General features: G+C 69.8%; 15 protein-coding genes. 7 read left to right on the forward strand and 8 right to left on the reverse strand.

Translation table 11 applies throughout. The features are described from left to right. Positions 1-166 precede the first annotated feature (166 nt). The 4 genes from ACO1BU_RS15980 (at position 167) to ACO1BU_RS15995 (ending at position 3,694) form a co-directional block, all read left to right on the forward strand. Entirely contained in the window at positions 167-2,101 is a 1,935-nt protein-coding gene (locus ACO1BU_RS15980) for an ABCB family ABC transporter ATP-binding protein/permease (protein WP_424136961.1), read from the forward strand. A gap of 37 nt (positions 2,102-2,138) precedes the next feature. Continuing rightward, positions 2,139-2,405 (forward strand): hypothetical protein, encoded by a 267-nt coding sequence (locus ACO1BU_RS15985; RefSeq protein WP_424136962.1) that lies wholly within the window; start codon positions 2,139-2,141, stop codon positions 2,403-2,405. 110 nt (positions 2,406-2,515) lie between these two features. Then, entirely contained in the window at positions 2,516-2,812 is a 297-nt protein-coding gene (rpmB, locus tag ACO1BU_RS15990; protein ID WP_424137023.1) for a 50S ribosomal protein L28, read from the forward strand. 117 nt (positions 2,813-2,929) lie between these two features. Continuing rightward, on the forward strand, positions 2,930-3,694 hold the full coding sequence (locus ACO1BU_RS15995; RefSeq protein ID WP_424136963.1) for a sensor histidine kinase: 765 nt from the start codon (positions 2,930-2,932) through the stop codon (positions 3,692-3,694). On the opposite strand, the gene ACO1BU_RS16000 is transcribed toward ACO1BU_RS15995, so the two are convergent. The 5 genes from ACO1BU_RS16000 to ACO1BU_RS16020 are packed head-to-tail and all read right to left on the reverse strand — an operon-like array spanning position 3,679 to position 8,850. Then, the gene (locus ACO1BU_RS16000; RefSeq protein WP_424136964.1) at positions 3,679-4,644 is read right to left on the reverse strand and encodes an esterase-like activity of phytase family protein; all 966 of its coding nucleotides are present in this window, start codon (positions 4,642-4,644) and stop codon (positions 3,679-3,681) included. The genes ACO1BU_RS15995 and ACO1BU_RS16000 overlap by 16 nt on opposite strands. 37 nt (positions 4,645-4,681) lie before the next feature. Then, the gene (gene cobT, locus ACO1BU_RS16005) at positions 4,682-6,559 is read right to left on the reverse strand and encodes a cobaltochelatase subunit CobT (RefSeq protein WP_424136965.1); all 1,878 of its coding nucleotides are present in this window, start codon (positions 6,557-6,559) and stop codon (positions 4,682-4,684) included. After that, positions 6,556-7,191: a glutathione S-transferase family protein gene (locus ACO1BU_RS16010; RefSeq protein WP_424136966.1), complete on the reverse strand. Its 636-nt coding sequence runs from the start codon at positions 7,189-7,191 to the stop codon at positions 6,556-6,558. Before ACO1BU_RS16010 ends, cobT begins: the two co-directional genes overlap by 4 nt. Positions 7,192-7,198: 7 nt before the next feature. Beyond that, on the reverse strand, positions 7,199-8,209 hold the full coding sequence (gene cobS / locus ACO1BU_RS16015) for a cobaltochelatase subunit CobS (protein ID WP_424136967.1): 1,011 nt from the start codon (positions 8,207-8,209) through the stop codon (positions 7,199-7,201). A gap of 50 nt (positions 8,210-8,259) precedes the next feature. Beyond that, a complete protein-coding gene (locus ACO1BU_RS16020; protein WP_424136968.1) occupies positions 8,260-8,850 on the reverse strand; it encodes a J domain-containing protein in 591 nt (196 codons plus the stop codon). A gap of 90 nt (positions 8,851-8,940) precedes the next feature. Here ACO1BU_RS16020 and ACO1BU_RS16025 point away from each other — a divergent pair, with 90 nt between their 5' ends. Further along, positions 8,941-9,228, forward strand: a complete 288-nt coding sequence (locus ACO1BU_RS16025; RefSeq protein ID WP_424136969.1) for a BolA family protein — start codon at positions 8,941-8,943, stop codon at positions 9,226-9,228. Between the two features lie 31 nt (positions 9,229-9,259). On the opposite strand, the gene ACO1BU_RS16030 is transcribed toward ACO1BU_RS16025, so the two are convergent. Beyond that, a complete protein-coding gene (locus ACO1BU_RS16030; RefSeq protein WP_424136970.1) occupies positions 9,260-9,814 on the reverse strand; it encodes a DUF2889 domain-containing protein in 555 nt (184 codons plus the stop codon). A 77-nt stretch (positions 9,815-9,891) separates the two neighbouring features. Next, positions 9,892-11,616: a 3-dehydroquinate synthase gene (gene aroB, locus ACO1BU_RS16035; RefSeq protein ID WP_424136971.1), complete on the reverse strand. Its 1,725-nt coding sequence runs from the start codon at positions 11,614-11,616 to the stop codon at positions 9,892-9,894. Between the two features lie 102 nt (positions 11,617-11,718). On the opposite strand from aroB, the gene ACO1BU_RS16040 reads away from it, so the two are divergent. Together ACO1BU_RS16040 and ACO1BU_RS16045 are read left to right on the forward strand one after the other, a co-directional pair. Further along, positions 11,719-11,865: a hypothetical protein gene (locus ACO1BU_RS16040; RefSeq protein WP_424136972.1), complete on the forward strand. Its 147-nt coding sequence runs from the start codon at positions 11,719-11,721 to the stop codon at positions 11,863-11,865. A 27-nt stretch (positions 11,866-11,892) separates the two neighbouring features. Beyond that, on the forward strand, positions 11,893-12,783 hold the full coding sequence (locus ACO1BU_RS16045; protein ID WP_424136973.1) for a tyrosine recombinase: 891 nt from the start codon (positions 11,893-11,895) through the stop codon (positions 12,781-12,783). Positions 12,784-12,795: 12 nt separating this feature from the next. On the opposite strand, the gene ACO1BU_RS16050 is transcribed toward ACO1BU_RS16045, so the two are convergent. Then, positions 12,796-13,542 (reverse strand): SDR family oxidoreductase, encoded by a 747-nt coding sequence (locus ACO1BU_RS16050; RefSeq protein ID WP_424136974.1) that lies wholly within the window; start codon positions 13,540-13,542, stop codon positions 12,796-12,798. Positions 13,543-13,547 lie beyond the last annotated feature (5 nt).

The raw sequence follows: 13,547 nt of genomic DNA on the forward strand, positions 1-13,547 counted from the left end.
GCAGCCCTCCCGGCTGGCGCCCGGCGCCGGGAGGCCCCATGTGGGACCCGAACGCCCTTCCATCCCCGTGGTGGAACGAGGCAGCCCATATCCCGGACCGCCCGGCGCGGCACTGGCCCCTGAGGGCCGTCCGAGCCCGGCAGCGCGCCCGAATCGGAGTTCCCGCGTGCCCCCCGCCCAGCCCGACCAGTCCTCCGGCCTTCCCGCCCAGCGCGGCACCCTGGCCACGCTGCGAAGCCTCGCCCCCTATCTCTGGCCCAAGGGGGAGACGGGGCTACGCGCCCGCGTCGTCATCGCCCTGCTGCTTCTGGCTGCCGCCAAGGTCGCCAATGTTCTCGTTCCCATCGCCTATGCCCGGGCGGTGGACGCGCTGGCGCCCCATGCAGGCGCCGCTGCCGGCACGGTGGCTGCCATTCTCTCTGTGCCAGTGGCGCTGGTGATTGCCTATGGCTTGCTCCGCGTCGCCTCCAGCGCCTTCGGGGAGCTGCGGGATGCGGTCTTCACCAGGGTGCAGGCGCGGGCCGGGCGGCGGATCGCGCTGCAGGTCTTCACCCATCTGCACGCCCTGTCGCTCCGCTTCCACCTGGACCGGCAGACCGGCGGCCTGTCCCGGGTGATCGAGCGCGGGACGCGGGGGATCAACTTCGTCCTCGACTTCATGCTGTTCAACATCATCCCGACCATCTTCGAGATCCTGATGGTTGCGGTGATCCTGTGGCGGCTGTTCGACTTCACCTTCGCGGCCGTCACACTGGGGACGATCGCGGTCTATGTCGCCTTCACGCTGATGTTCACGAACTGGCGGCTGCAATTCCGCCGCCGGATGAACGACACGGACCAGGAGGCGAACACACGGGCCATCGACAGCCTGCTGAACTACGAAACGGTCAAGTATTTCGGCAATGAACGCCATGAGGAGCGGCGCTACGACGCCTCCCTGGCGCGATACGAGCATGCCTATACCAAGTCCGAGGTTTCGCTGAACTTCCTCAACATGGGCCAGGCCGCGATCATCGCGATCGGGCTTACAGCGGTGATGCTGATGGCGGCGCAGGGCGTTGTCGCCGGGCGGATGAGTGTTGGCGACTTCGTGCTGGTGAACACCTATCTCATCCAGCTCTACCTGCCGCTGAACTTCCTGGGCTTCGTCTATCGCGAGATGAAGCAGGGGCTGGTGGATATGGAGGCCATGTTCACCCTGATGCGCCAGCCCCGGGAGGTGGCGGACAAGCCGGGCGCCCCCGCCCTGCCGGCCGGCCCCGGTGAGGTGCGTTTCGAGAATGTCCGCTTCGGCTATGGCCGGAACCGGGAGATCCTGCACGGCGTCAGCTTCGAGGTGCCGCCCGGCAGGATGCTGGCCATCGTCGGCCCCACCGGCGCCGGCAAATCCACCATCTCCCGCCTGATGTTCCGCTTCTACGATGTATGGGACGGCCGCGTGACCATCGATGGCGCTGATATCCGCGACGTGACGCAGGAGAGCGTGCGCGCCGCGATCGGCGTGGTGCCGCAGGACACGGTGCTGTTCAACGACACCATCTTCTACAACATCGCCTATGGCCGCCCCGACGCCACCGAGGAAGAGGTGATCCAGGCCGCCAAGCTCGCCCAGGTGCATGATTTCGTGATGCGCCTGCCAGAGGGCTACAAGACCCGGGTGGGTGAGCGCGGCCTGAAGCTATCGGGCGGCGAGAAGCAGCGGGTGGCCATCGCCCGCACCATCCTGAAGGATCCCCGCATCCTCATCCTGGACGAGGCGACCAGCGCGCTGGACACCCGCACGGAGCAGGAGATCCAGTCCGCCCTGCGGGGCGTGGCGCGGGGCCGCACCACCCTTGTGATCGCGCACCGCCTTTCCACCGTGGTGGAGGCGGACGAAATCATCGTGCTGTCGGAAGGCCGCATCGCCGAGCGTGGCACCCATGCCGAGCTTGTGGCCGCCGAGGGCCTCTATGCCAGCATGTGGCGCCGCCAGGCCCAAGCCGTGGCCCTGGCCGAGGCGGCCGCCGCGGCGCGGGACGAGCTGCCCCCGGCGGAAAAGAAAGCTGAAGATCTGGACAGCTCTTCATCCATGGGGTCTTCCGCTCCCGCCACCGCCTGACCATCTGGGCGCAACATTTGATAAGGAGGCCCCGGGCATGTCCCTGGACCCGCAAGGCATGGCTCCGGAAGATCTGAGCCATGCCGGTTCCGTGACCGACAAAGCCATCGAATACATGATGGAGCAGGGCATACAGCCGATCTCCATTGCCTCTGCCCTTCTGGGTGGGGCGCTGGGGCTGATGGCCCGCAGCATGGAAGACACGGCCATCGCCAATGTCCTCCGCAGCGCCCTGCTCTCCGTGGAAAGCGGCGAGTTGCAGGAGATGCGCAAGCAGCAGCCCGAGCGGCCGCCCGCATCCTGACTTGACTCCGGGCGGCGCGGAGGTCATACGCTGCCCTTCTTATCAGACCACCACCCGTGCCCGTGCGGTTTCGCATGGCCGCGCGGCTGAACGACCCAGGGGTTTCCACCATGTCCCGCCGCTGCGGCATCACCGGCAAGGGCGTCCTGACGGGCAACAACGTCAGCCACGCCAACAACAAGACCCGCCGGCGCTTCCTGCCGAACCTCCAGCATACTTCCTTCTTCTCGGATGTGCTGGGTACCTCCATCCAGCTCCGCCTCTCCACCCGCGGCATCCGCACGGTGGAGCACAATGGCGGCCTGGACGCCTTCCTGCTCGGCACGCCCGATCGTAGCCTGCCGGATGAGGCGAAGGTGCTGAAGCGCCGCATTGTTAAGGCGCAGGCGAAGAAGGCGGCGGCTTAAGCCCCTTTCGGACCGGCGAGCCTATCCAAGGGCGCGAGGGGTTTCCCCTCGCGCCCTTCGCTTGTGCGGGCGCCGGCATTTACCCTTCCGCAGCCCGGCCCTGGCAGGCTGGGCCGCATGGAGTTGATGGTCATCGCCCTGGCGGCCGGCGCCGCCCCGATTCTTGCCCTGGCCGCCTGGCGCCTGCTGGAGCGTGCCCGCGCGGCCGATGCCCAGGCGGCACAGGCGGAGTTGCGCCTGGACACCGCCCGCCGCGCCCTCGGCATGATGGCGCGGGAGCTGGAGACGCCGGGGCTGTCCCTGCTCGGCCTTGCCGCCCGCGTCCCAGCCGAAGCCGCGCCCCTGATCGAGACGGAAGCCCGCCGGCTGCTCGCCCTGTCGGAGGAGGTGGGCGATTACGCGGCCCATCCTCTTGGCGCGCGCGGGTTGCGGGACGGCCGGATCCCCCTCGGGCTACTGCTGCGGGAGGTGGTGGCAGAGGTGGCGCTGCCGATGGGGGAGGGCGCGCGGCACTGGCGGATCCCGCCGGAGGCGGATGCGCTGACCCTGCTGGCAGACCGTCGTGCCCTGCGCCGGGCACTGACCCAGATCCTGACCCGCGCGGTGCGGGAGACGCGGTCGGGCGACCGGATTGCGCTGCGCATCGTGCGTGCCGCCGAGACCGTGGCCCTGGTGGTCGAGGACGAGGGCGCGGGCCTGGCCCATGGCGACCTGGAGGGTGGGGAGGGTACGCGCGGCCTCTCGCTTGGCCTTTCGGTGGCGCGGGAGCTGATGCGGGCCCATGGTGGGGAGCTGACACTTGAGTCGGCGCCGGGCATCGGGACACGCAGCTGGCTGACCTTGCCCCGCGCCCGCGTGCTGGAGGATCAGGCCGTCGGCTGATCCGCCCAGGCCAGCACCATCAGCAGGGTGCGCTGGAAGAACATGGAATTGTCGTCTGAGATGACGGCAACGAGGTTCCGCCCGCCATGGCGGAAGGCGCTGATGCCCTCCCAATTGTCAGTGGGCAATGGGGCGGCCAGCTCGGCCACGGTCGGCCCCTGCAGCAGCCCGGGCGCGGCCGGAATAGGCGGCAGGCGGGCGATGCGGGCGGAGAAGCCCCCTGTCAGGCTGAAATGGCGTTCCAGTACCAGCGCGCCGCCATCGGGCAGGGGGCAGAGATCGCTTGGGTCATGACCGGCGCGGGGGCGGTAGGTGAAGCGACGCCAGCGTCCGGGGCCGCCGATCCAGGCCATGCGGCTCAGCCTGTCCTCCTCCGGCCGCTGACTTTCCGCAATGGCGAGCCAGCGGCCATCCGGCAGGACGCCAAGTGATTCCAGCGAGCCGTTGGTCGGGGCCAAGCGCAGCTCCGGCGGGGCGTCGACGGGTTCGGCCGGCCCATCCAGGCGGCGGTAGCGCCAGATGCGGTGCAGTCGTTCGAACCCAACCAGCCAGGAACCGTCCGGCAGGGCCGCCAAGGACTCGGCGTCGTTGACTAGAACACGGGGCAGGGGGCGACCGGCGATATCGCGCAGTGGGCCAACCCGGGGGAAGGCGAGGCCCAGAGGCGTGCCGTCCGGCGCCAGCAGCAGACGCGCCTGACACCAGTTGCCGCGATCAGCAATCGCCGTGAGGGTGAGGTCCGGACCGATATGGAGGCCGGACAACCCATCGACGCCGAGCTGCGCCGTGTTGATCTCCAGCGTGCCCAGCGGGCGCAGCGGCGTGTCCGCCGCGACCTGCGGGAGGACGGTGGACAGGTCTGCCAGATCTGGCCGCTGACAGGCCGTCGCGCCGATGAGGGCGGCCAGGGCGGCCCGGCGCCCGAGAGCGCGGCGCCTCAGCCCGCCCATGCGCCGGGTGCGAGCCTGGAGGCGTAGCCTCCTGGCCTCACACCATCACCGGGGCTCGTTCCGCGGCCGCCCGCTGCCACGCCAGGGCGGCGTCCTCATCGAACAGTTCGGCGAGCTTCTTCATCATGGTGCCGCCCAGTTCCTCGGCATCCACAATGGTCACGGCGCGGCGGTAGTAGCGCGTCACGTCGTGGCCGATGCCGATGGCAATCAGCTCCACAATGTCCCGGCCCTCAATATCCCCGATCACCTTGCGCAGGTGCCGCTCCAGGTAGTTGCCGGGGTTCACTGACAAAGTGCTGTCATCCACCGGCGCGCCGTCGGAGATGACCATGAGAATGCGCCGCTTCTCCGGCCGGGCGAGCAGCCGCTTATAGGCCCACTCTAGCGCCTCGCCGTCGATGTTCTCCTTCAGGAGACCTTCGCGCAGCATCAGGCCCAGATTCTTGCGGGCCCGGCGCCAGGGGGCGTCTGCGGCCTTGTAGACCACATGGCGCAGATCGTTCAGGCGGCCCGGATTGCGCGGCTTGCCGTCCTGCACCCAGCGCTCGCGCGACTGGCCGCCCTTCCAGGCGCGGGTGGTGAAGCCCAGGATCTCCACCTTCACCGCACAGCGCTCCAGCGTACGGGCGAGGATGTCGCAGCACATGGCGGCGACCGTGATCGGCCGCCCGCGCATGGAGCCAGAATTGTCGATCAGGAGCGTCACGACCGTATCGCGGAAATCCGCTTCCCGCTCCCGCTTATAGGTCAGGGAGTGCGTAGGGGAGGCAACGACACGGGCGAGGCGGGCCACGTCGAGCAGCCCCTCCTCCAGGTCGAACTCCCAGGCGCGCTGCTGCTGGGCGAGCAGGCGGCGCTGGAGACGGTTCGCGAGCTTGGAAACGACGCCCTGGAGATGGGAGAGCTGCTGGTCGAGCTGCTGGCGCAGCCGCGACAGCTCCTCCGGGTCGCAAAGGTCGTCTGCGGAGACCTCCTCGTCGAACTGGCGGGTGTAGGCGCGATAGGCGGAAGTGTCGTCCGTGACCGGCACCTCCTTGCGCTGCTGCGGGCCGCCCGGGCGATCCTCGCCCTCGGCCGCGGCGCCATCATCCTCCTGGTCCTCGCCAGCCTCTTCCTCGCCGGCCTCGCCCTGGGTCTGCTCCGGCTGGGCGCCCATCAGGCTCTCGGATTCCTGGGGCTTGCTCTCGCCTTCGCCCTGCTGGTCCTGGGCACCGGAGGTCTCGCTGCCCTCGTCCTCCTGGTCCTGGGACTCCTCGGACTCTGCCTCCACCTCGGCCTCGGCGAGGTCCAGCGCGGCCAGGAGCTTGCGGGCCGCGCGGCCGAAGGCGTCCTGGTCCTCGGCGCTGGTCGCCATTTCGGACAGGGCTTGGTCGGCTCTGGGGCCGAGCGTGTCACGCCAAAGATCGAGCACGCGGCGGGCGGCCTCGGGGGCGGGCTCGCCGGTCAGCTTTTCCCGCGCCAGCATGGACAGCGCTGCCGTCATCGGCAGCTGGTCCTTGCGGGTCATGCGATCATAGCCCTCGGCCTCCGCCTGCTCGGCGTGGCGGGCGCGGAGATTGGCCGCGACGCCGGCCATGTGGCGGCCGCCTACAGCCTCCACCCGGGCCTGCTCCAGCGCGTCGAACACCTCCTTCGCCTCGCGGCGGCCAGGGGTGCGGGCGGCATGGGTGGCCTCGTCATGGTGGCGCAGCTTGAGAGCTACGGAATCGGCGGCGCCGCGCAGCTTCGCCATCTCGGTGGGCGGCAGGGCGCGGGTGGGAAGCGGCAGGCGGGCGCGCTTGCCAGCCAGGCCTGAAGGGCCGGGCTGGAAGGCGACCTGCACCTCGGAGGAGCGTGCCATGGCGCGGAGGGCGCCGGCGGTGGCGCGCTTGAACTCCTCCTGCCGGGTGTTGTCCTTGTTGCTGCCGCTCATGCCGGCGCGGCTCCCTTACGGATGGCGGCCTGCCGGGCAGGGCGGGCCTCGATGGCGGTGAGATAGCGGGCGATGTTCGGGCCGGGCTGAAACAGGCCCCATTGCGTGACCCAGGCGAGAAGCCCGCCGATATTGATGTCGATCGCGGTGAACTGCGCGCCGAGGAGCCAGGGCCCGGTGGAAAGGGCGGCTTCGACGCGGGCCACGGCTTCCGGGAAGGCTGGCCAGCCGAGCGCCCGGGCAGGGGCTTCCTTGGCGCGGGGGAAGGCCATGTCGGCCATGGCCGGTTCGAGCACGCCGGGTCCATAGGCCATCCAGAAGGCATAGGCGGCGCGGGCGGGGGTGCCGATGGGCGGCGCGAGACGGGCTTCCGGCAGCGTGTCCGCGACATAGGCGGAGATGGCGGCCGCCTCCGTCACCACAACGCCCGTCCAGTCGCCCGCCGGCCCGCGATCCACCAGGGCGGGCAGCTTCCCGGCTGGGTTGATCGCCAGGTAATCGGCGGCCTTGTGGGTCGCCGCCTCGATGCTGTGCCAGGACAGCTCGTAATCCGCCCCGGCCTCCTCCAGCAGCCAGAGGCTGCCGGCGGAGCGGGAGTTCGGCGCGTGATGCAGCAGGAAGCGCGCCGCCATGGGCGGATTACCGCTTCACATAGAGACCCGTCGGGATCTCCTCATTGAAGCAGCGCTGGTAGTACTCGGCCACCGTGCTCCGCTCCGCCTCATCGCACTTATTGAGGAAGGTGAGGCGGAAGGCGAAGCCGACATCGCCGAAGATTTTGGCGTTCTCGGCCCAGGTGATGACCGTGCGGGGCGACATGACCGTGGAGATGTCGCCGGCGATGAAGCCGGCGCGGGTCAGGTCGGCCAGGGCAACCATCGCCTCGACCTGCTTGCGGGCCTTCGCGTCGTTCTCGGGCACGCCCAGCTTCGCCATGACGATCTGGCTCTCCTGCGCATGCGGCAGGTAGTTCAGGGTCGCCACGATGTTCCAGCGGTCCATCTGGCCCTGATTGATCTGCTGGGTGCCGTGATACAGGCCGGTCGTGTCGCCCAGACCCACGGTGTTGGCGGTGGCGAAGAGGCGGAAGGCCGGGTGCGGACGGATCACGCGGTTCTGGTCGAGCAGGGTCAGCTTGCCCTCGACCTCCAGCACGCGCTGGATGACGAACATCACGTCCGGGCGGCCAGCGTCATACTCGTCGAAGACCATGGCGCAGGGATGCTGCAGGGCCCAGGGAAGGATGCCTTCCTTAAACTCCGTCACCTGCTTGCCGTCCTTCAGGACGATGGCGTCCTTGCCGACCAGGTCGATGCGGCTGATGTGGCTGTCCAGGTTCACGCGCAGGCAGGGCCAGTTCAGGCGGGCGGCGACCTGCTCGATATGCGTGGACTTGCCGGTGCCGTGATAGCCCTGAACCATCACGCGGCGGTTGAAGGCGAAGCCCGCGAGGATGGCGAGGGTGGTATCGCGGTCGAACTTGTAGGTCGGGTCCGTCTCCGGCACGTGCTCGGTGCGGACGGAGAAGCCCGGCACCACCAGGTCACTCTCGATACCGAACACGTCGCGCACCGAAACCTGCACATCGGGCATGTCGATCGCCGATGTCACGGGGGGGCGGCTCTCGACGATGTTGGTGACCTTGTTCATGGGTGGGTCCGGTTCCGTGAAGAGGTGGTGGGCGGCAGGACTCTCTGGGGTCAGGCCGCCTGACTCGGCTGCGGGGCAAGCGTCGCGAGGCGCTTGCGGATCAGACTGTAGGCACGGTTGATATCCTTCAACCGTTCCTCGGAGGATTTGTCGCCGCCATTCGCATCCGGATGGTAGCGCTTGGCGAGATCCTTGTAGCGGGCGCGGAGCCCATCTTCGTCGATTGGCCAGCCGAGGCCGAGCACATCGAGGGCGGCGCGCAGTTCTGGCGGCGCTTCCTTCGCAGTCTTCTTCGGGGTCGGCTTGGTGTCGGCGAAGAGGCCCAGCGGATCCCGTAGGCCCTCAGGCCCCATATGGGCCTGCGCGCCCAGCCGCCCAAGGGGCCAAGTGGGCCGCTGCCAGCCCGAATCCTCACGCAGGTTCTGCTCGATCTCCTCCGGGCTCATGCCACGGTAGAAATCCCAGGCCTGATTGTAGGCCCGGACATGTTCTAGGCAGAAATGATAATAGTCCCGCAGGCGGGAGCGATCCCGGGGTGCGCGGAATTCGCCCGTGGCCTCGCAGCCAGGGGCGTCGCAGGATCGTATGGAGCTGCCGGGAGGGACAGTGGATCGGAGGGGCGTCGTGCCGCGTCGGGCCATGATGGGGACCTTATGAGCGCAGGCGACTTTGCCGGCAAGGCACGAAACGTGCCTTCACACCCGCCCTCAAGACATGGAAAAGCCACTTGAATGAGCACACCGGACATGAACACGCGGGCCGACCGCCTTCGCGCCACCCTGCTGCATGCTTTTCCCGGGGCGGAGGTGACCGTCCGCGACGATAGCGGGCTGCATGCGGGCCATTCCGGGGCGCGGCCCGGGGGCGAGACGCACTACGCGGTGCGGATCGTGGCGCCGGGTTTCACCGGGATGACACGGCTGGCGCGGTCCCGTGCCGTACACGCGGCTTTGGCGGATGAATTCGGGGGCGGGATGCACGCGCTGGCGCTGGAGCTACGGGCGCCAGGGGAGGTCTGAGCGGGATCGGCGCTGCCGGGCGCTCCACGTCCTAGCCCGGCTCCACCTTCCCAAAGCGCTCCGTCACGATCGGGCTGTCCGGGGCATAGGCGAGGCAGGTGCCGATCATCCGGTTCCGTGCGGCCGCGGCGGCTTCCGGGCTGGCCTGCTCCTTCCGCCGGCGCACGGGGTAGATGGTCTGGAAGGCGACCGTGGCCATCTGGGCCAGCATTTCCCGCAGATGCGTGCAGCCATGTACGCCACCGACCCGCTCCTTCACCGCCCGGGTAAAACCGGGGCCGATCTGCAACCCCTCCAGCGCGGCGAAATTCGGGGCAGCCTGGGGGCAGATGCCGTAGGGCGAGAAATCGGTGGCGGCCTCGCAGGCAACGATCACCAGCTCATCGTCCACGGTCAGCCGGAGCCACATGCCGTGCAGCGGCTCGCCCGGCTGGATGGTGCCCCGGTCGAGATTGCCGAAGGGATAGGTCTTCGTGTCGACCAGATGCCCCTCGATGTCGAAGAGGCCATCGGCGCGGCGGTAGCCGTGCATGGTGATGTCGCGCCGGTGGAGGGGTTCCCGGTCGGCGGGGGCTGAGAGCGGCATGGTGCAGTGCAGAATAGGGAGCGCGGCCCGCGGAAGCCAGGGGTACCGTCAGGGGTGCTGTCAGATCGTGCTTCCGATCAGCTGGCCCCTTCGTCCCGCAGCAGCGCCTCCACCGCCGCGGGCGGCACCTCAGCGGTTGTAAACGCGGCGCCGGCGCCGCGCAGCAGGACGAAGCGCAGGGCGCCGTCCCGCACCTTCTTGTCCTTGCGCATCCGGCCGATCAGCGCCTCCACCGAAAAGCGGCGCGGCAGGTCCTGGAGGCGTGCGGGGAGGCCAACCGCCGCCAGATGCTCCATGACGCGGCCCGGCCATTCCTGGGCGCAGTAGCCCAGCCGGGCGGAAAGTGAGGCGGCCAGGCCAAGGCCGACCGCCACCGCCTCGCCATGCAGCAGGGTGCCGTCATAGCCGCATTCGGCTTCCAGGGCATGGGCGAAGGTATGGCCGAGATTGAGCAGGGCGCGGCCACCTTCCTTCGCCTCCTCGCGCTCGTCGGCTACCACCACCCCGGCCTTCAGGCGGCAGGATTCCAGCACGGCATGGCGCAGCGCATCCGGGTCGCCGGCCATGGCAGTGGGGCCGTTCGCCTCGCACCAGTCCCAGAGCGGGCCCTGGAGCAGGCCGTGCTTCGCGACCTCCCCCCAGCCGGCGCGCAGCTCGCGGGTGGGCAGGGTGGTCAGGGTATCGGTATCCGCCAGGACGATGCGGGGTTGATGGAAGGCGCCGGCCAGATTCTTGCCGGCGCGTAGGTTGACCCCGGTCTTGCCGCCGACGGAGCTGTCGACCTGGGCGAGCAGGGTGGTCGGAATCTGCACGAAGGGCAGGCCGCGCAGGGCGACGGCAGCGGCGAAGCCCGCCAGGTCGCCCACTACGCCGCCGCCCAGGGCAATGACGGTGGTGCCGCGGTCTGCCCCGGCGGCCAGGATCTGTTCCAGCACATCCTCAAGCATGGAGATGCGCTTGGAGCCCTCGCCCGGCGGCACCGCGACCTCGGCCCGGATCTCGAAGCTGGCTTCCTGCAGCCCCGCGCGCAGGCCGGGCAGGTGCAGGTCGGCAACGGCAGCGTCGGACACAATCACGACGCGGCGGGAGGGGAGGTAAGGGGCGAGCAGCCCGCCGGCACGGGGCAGGAGGCCGCTGCCGATCACCACTTCATAGGGGTTAGAGGACAGGGCGACGGGCAGCCGGGCCGGGGGCTTCCAGGCTGCGATGGCACGCTCCGCGCGGATGGTCGTTATCTCCGGTGTGTCGTCGCCGCAATCCAGGGTCACGTCGGCCTCCGCATAGAACGGGTAACGGGCGGCCTTGAGGCCGAGCAGAACCTCCTCCGGGTCGCGCCCGATGAAAAGGGGGCGGGTGCTGCGGCTGGCGATGCGCCGCTTCAGCACGGGGATGTCCGCCCGCAGCCAGAGGGTGATGGCGCCCGATTCCCGCAGGAGCTGCCGTGTGCGGGCATCGACATAGGCGCCCCCGCCGGTGGCCAATACCACCGGCGGGCCGGCGGCGATGCGTGCGATCACACGGCGCTCCCCGTCACGGAACTGAGCCTCACCATAGCGGGCGAAGATCTCGGTGATCGGCATACCGGCCGCGTTCTCGATTTCGGTGTCGGCGTCGAGGAAGGGCAGGTTCAGCCGCGCGGCCAGGCGGCGTCCGATCGCGGACTTGCCCGCGCCGGGCAGGCCGACGAGCACGATGCTCCGCTCCGGCACCAGGGGCGCGGAGGGGGCGGCGGCGGAGGCCTCATGGGGGCCCGGCGCTGGGGACGGTTGGGAAATGAGGGGGTCGTCGAGGTTGCGTGACACGGCGCGCGAGGCTAGCACAGCGCCGTCGCCGCGTCGTCCGGGCGTGGCGCCTGCCGGATGAGCCGTGGCTCGAAAGCCGTCCTGGGGGAAGCCGATTTTCTGATGTTCCGCCGTCCCCTCCTTCTGCTCGTGCTTCTCCTGATTCTGGCGCTGGTGGGCGCGCTGCTGGCCGTGGGCGCCTTTCCGCCCGGCGTGTCACAGCAGCCCGTCGAGCACACCCTGCCGAATGAGCGCTTCGGCACCCGCTGATCCGCGTTCCTGACCCGGCCGGGCCAGGTGAATCGCCATATCGAAGCCTTCCTGGAGATGCTGGCGGCCGAGCGTGGCGCCGCCCGCAACACCCTGGCCGCCTATCAGGCGGATCTGGAGGACGCGGTGGGCTTTGCCCAGCGCAAGGCCGGGGAGGCGCCGGCGGCGATGAGCGCGGAGACCCTGCGCCGCTATATCGGCGGGCTGACCGATTCCGGCCTTTCCCCCCGCACCGCCGCCCGGCGGCTTTCCGCCCTGCGGCAGTTCCACCGCTTCCTTGCGCGGGAGGGCGTGCGGGCCGACGACCCGACCGAGGCGCTGGACAGCCCCCGCAAGCCCGCCCTGCTGCCCCGCCCCTTGCGGGAGGAGGAGGTTGAGGCGCTGATCGCCGCCGCCGGGCGGCTGCCGGAAAGGCGGGCGCCGCTGGCGGTGGCGGTGTGCGAGCTTCTCTACTGTTCCGGCCTGCGGGCCAGCGAACTGGTCGAACTGCCGGCCAATGCGCTGCGGGAGGACTCGCCGCTGGTGGTGGTGCGGGGCAAGGGCGGGAAGGAGCGGCTGGTGCCGATCAGCAACCGGGCACGGGAAGCCGTCCTTGCGGCACGCGCCGGGCTGAAGGGGGCGGAGGGGTCACGCTGGCTCTTTCCTTCGCGTGGGGCCTCGGGGCATCTGACCCGGCAAAGCCTGAATAACCTGCTGCATGAGGCGGCGCTGGCGGCCGGAATCGAGCCGGACCGGGTCTCGCCCCATGTCCTCCGGCACTCCTTCGCCTCCCATCTGCTGGGTCGGGGGGCGGATCTGCGGAGCCTGCAGGTGCTGCTGGGCCACGCGGATATCGCGACAACCCAGATCTACACCCATGTGCTGGAGGAAAGGCTGCGGGCACTGGTGGAGGAGCACCATCCGCTGGCCCGGGCCTGAGGCCGGACGCGGTCAGCGACCGCCGGTCACGGGGATCAGGGCGCCGGTGATATAGGCGGCCTCGCCCGAGAGGAGCCAGACGATCGCCTCGGCGCATTCCTCCGCCGTGCCGATGCGCCCCATGGGAATGCTGGGCGCCAGCTTTTCCAACCGGTCGCCGACACCGGCGGCGGCGTGGATCTCGGTATCGATCAGCCCGGGCAGAAGGGCGTTCACCCGGATGCCCTCCGGTCCCAGTTCCTTGGACAAGCCGATGGTTAGGCTGTTCACCGCGCCCTTGGCGGCGGCATAGGCCGTCCACTGCCCCGCGCCGCCGAGTGTCGCGGCAACGGAGGACAGATTGACAATCGACCCGCCCGCGCCGCCCCGGCGCGTGGACATGCGGCGCAGTGCGGCCTGGGTGCAGAGCAGAGTGCCCATGATGTTGACGTCGAGGATGCGGCGCACCGTGGTGGGGTCGTAATCCTCGGTGCGTGTCGCCGGGCCGGTGATGCCGGCATTGTTCACCAGCCCGGTGACGGGGCCGAGCTCCCGGTCCACCGCGGCAAAGAGGGCCTCCACCTCCTCCTCCCGCGAGACATCGGCCCGGCCCATGGCGGCGCGGCCGCCGCCGGCGCGGATTTCCTCCACTACGGCGCGCGCGCGATCCTCGCGCTCGGCATAGTTCACGAAGACGGCGTGGCCGCGGCGTGCGGCCAGCCTGGCAGTGGCGGCGCCGATGCCGCGTCCCGAACCCGTCACCAACACCACGCCGGCCATGCCCT

This window comes from Roseomonas chloroacetimidivorans (genome assembly GCF_049629625.1).
In the GTDB taxonomy this organism is placed as follows: Bacteria; Pseudomonadota; Alphaproteobacteria; order Acetobacterales; family Acetobacteraceae; genus Roseomonas; species Roseomonas chloroacetimidivorans.

What these genes read in the sequence shown, in the direction of transcription:
- ACO1BU_RS15985 (WP_424136962.1), top strand. Translation starts at nt 2,139, where the DNA reads ATGTCCCTGGACCCGCAAGGCATGGCTCCGGAAGATCTGAGCCATGCC.
- rpmB (WP_424137023.1), top strand. Translation starts at nt 2,516, where the DNA reads ATGTCCCGCCGCTGCGGCATCACCGGCAAGGGCGTCCTGACGGGCAAC.
- ACO1BU_RS15995 (WP_424136963.1), top strand. Translation starts at nt 2,930, where the DNA reads ATGGAGTTGATGGTCATCGCCCTGGCGGCCGGCGCCGCCCCGATTCTT.
- ACO1BU_RS16000 (WP_424136964.1), bottom strand. Translation starts at nt 4,644, where the DNA reads ATGGGCGGGCTGAGGCGCCGCGCTCTCGGGCGCCGGGCCGCCCTGGCC.
- cobT (WP_424136965.1), bottom strand. Translation starts at nt 6,559, where the DNA reads ATGAGCGGCAGCAACAAGGACAACACCCGGCAGGAGGAGTTCAAGCGC.
- ACO1BU_RS16010 (WP_424136966.1), bottom strand. Translation starts at nt 7,191, where the DNA reads ATGGCGGCGCGCTTCCTGCTGCATCACGCGCCGAACTCCCGCTCCGCC.
- cobS (WP_424136967.1), bottom strand. Translation starts at nt 8,209, where the DNA reads ATGAACAAGGTCACCAACATCGTCGAGAGCCGCCCCCCCGTGACATCG.
- ACO1BU_RS16020 (WP_424136968.1), bottom strand. Translation starts at nt 8,850, where the DNA reads ATGGCCCGACGCGGCACGACGCCCCTCCGATCCACTGTCCCTCCCGGC.
- ACO1BU_RS16025 (WP_424136969.1), top strand. Translation starts at nt 8,941, where the DNA reads ATGAGCACACCGGACATGAACACGCGGGCCGACCGCCTTCGCGCCACC.
- ACO1BU_RS16030 (WP_424136970.1), bottom strand. Translation starts at nt 9,814, where the DNA reads ATGCCGCTCTCAGCCCCCGCCGACCGGGAACCCCTCCACCGGCGCGAC.
- ACO1BU_RS16040 (WP_424136972.1), top strand. Translation starts at nt 11,719, where the DNA reads ATGTTCCGCCGTCCCCTCCTTCTGCTCGTGCTTCTCCTGATTCTGGCG.
- ACO1BU_RS16050 (WP_424136974.1), bottom strand. Translation starts at nt 13,542, where the DNA reads ATGGCCGGCGTGGTGTTGGTGACGGGTTCGGGACGCGGCATCGGCGCC.